Consider the following 1,761-nt stretch of genomic DNA (forward strand, 5'->3'; position numbering starts at 1 on the left):
GACAACTACGATGGCCGGTCGTGTTGCCTCAAGCAAAGATGTTCCCGAGGCGTTTGCCGTTGCCTCATCAGAATGGTTCCCATAGCCGATTGGGCCAGATCTTTCCATCCATTGCCTGTTCGCGGGTTGCGGAGCGTAGCGAAGCGGCGCGCGAACAGGCAATGGATGGAGCGCCGTTCGCGCCACTATTCAGCCGCCACTGCGGCAGCCCCGAGGATCAGTGCGTCGGCTTTCGCTGCTCGCCACCGTTTGCGCTGTCGTTCGAAAGTCCTCAACTGGCCTGGGAGGTACAGGCCGGGGTGGTCCGCGCAAAGCTGTTCAAACAAATCACGAGACGTTTGCCCCATGGCGCTTTCGAACAGGGCGGTCACCTCGGTTGCCGTCGCCGCGAAGGGATCGACGCGGGTCCTCCAAGTACGCTGTGGACGCGCCGGTTCCTCCAGGGTGCCGGAATGCCAAGCATCCTTGAGGCTCGCCAGAAAGTCCCCAAGCCGCGCGTCCGGCTGGATTGCCCCCTCAACCTGCTCATCCTGTGAAAGATTGAGCAGTTGCTGCTGACAATGACGCATGCGTGCGAGCAGGTCGATGGGATCCAGGCTCGCCTGCATGGTCGACAACTGTGTCTTGATAGCATTGCTGACTCGGGCATCTGCAAGGAGACGCTGACAGGGCGTGACCGGCTTATCGTAGCGTTTGATAACCTTGGCGCCATGACGTTCCTTTGAGATCAGTTTGAAGGATGGTTGAAGCAAGTTTACAAACAGGCGCGAAGCGGCGTAGAGATTTTCAAGAATTTGGAGGGCTTCGAGCCCTTCATATCGACGATATCCAACCAGCTTTCTGACCACGGATCCGTTCTTCTGCTCTACCCACGCTTGGTCATTTTTGTGATACGGGCGAGAACGGGTAAAGGTTATATTATGAACTGCACACCAAGCCTGAATAGTTTCGTTCATAAAGACCGTGTCGTTGTCAGTATCCAGCCCAAGGATCGGCATCGGAAGTGATCGCTGCAGCTTGGTCAGTGCCTGCACCAGATACTCTTGCTCGCGAAACGGAATCGGCATCGTTTCGGTCCACCCGCTGGCAATGTCCGTGAGAGTCAGGGTCTGGACAAATCTTCCATCTGCGGACGGACCCGAATGGGCCACTAGATCTGCCTCAAAGAACCCCGGTGACGGGTCACCCCAGTCTGCAAAGGTGCGGACCGGGACCGCTGCCTTCACGGCCGCCGACGGTGGTGCCCGTCGCCGCCGCTTGGCCCCTTCGCGGAACGGCGCCAGACGGCGATCGATTGTCGCCGCACTCATGGTAAGGATCCCAGCCCGGATGGCTGGTAGCAGGGTCATATGTCCGTGGCGCTCCATGGCCTCGACAAGCAGCGGCAGCATTGCGTGTAACCGCTTTCCACAGACCCGGTCAGAGGCCTCCCACAGCGTCACCAGCGCGCCGTCCATCTCGTCGTTGTAGAGACGCATCTCCGGTCTTGGCGCGCCCCGCTCACGCCGCCCTGTAGCGCGCAGGATCCGGGCCGCATGCTTGCGGTGAAAGCCTGTAATGGCCGTGAATACATCGAGGATCTTCCCTCGATTCGCGCGATCGCCTTTTCGATACCGCTCGCCAGTTGCTGCAATCATGTCGTCGCGCGTCATCATGCTGACCCTCCTCATTTGTCTGCTCCACAATCAATATCTTCGGGAGCATTCTTGATGAGGCAACGACTATGCCTTGGGGAACAATTCTATTGAGGCAATGCGCCGG

General features: G+C 58.7%; 1 protein-coding gene. It reads right to left on the reverse strand.

Translation table 11 applies throughout. The annotated features are described in order from the left end of the window. Positions 1-185 precede the first annotated feature (185 nt). On the reverse strand, positions 186-1,670 hold the full coding sequence (locus tag LH128_RS19270; RefSeq protein WP_037520338.1) for an ISNCY family transposase: 1,485 nt from the start codon (positions 1,668-1,670) through the stop codon (positions 186-188). Positions 1,671-1,761 lie beyond the last annotated feature (91 nt).

It is taken from the genome of Sphingomonas sp. LH128 (assembly GCF_000293195.2).
Lineage (GTDB): Bacteria > Pseudomonadota > Alphaproteobacteria > Sphingomonadales > Sphingomonadaceae > Novosphingobium > Novosphingobium resinovorum_A.

Coding starts and splice junctions, on each gene's coding strand:
- LH128_RS19270 (WP_037520338.1), bottom strand. CDS start 1,670: ATGAGGAGGGTCAGCATGATGACGCGCGACGACATGATTGCAGCAACT.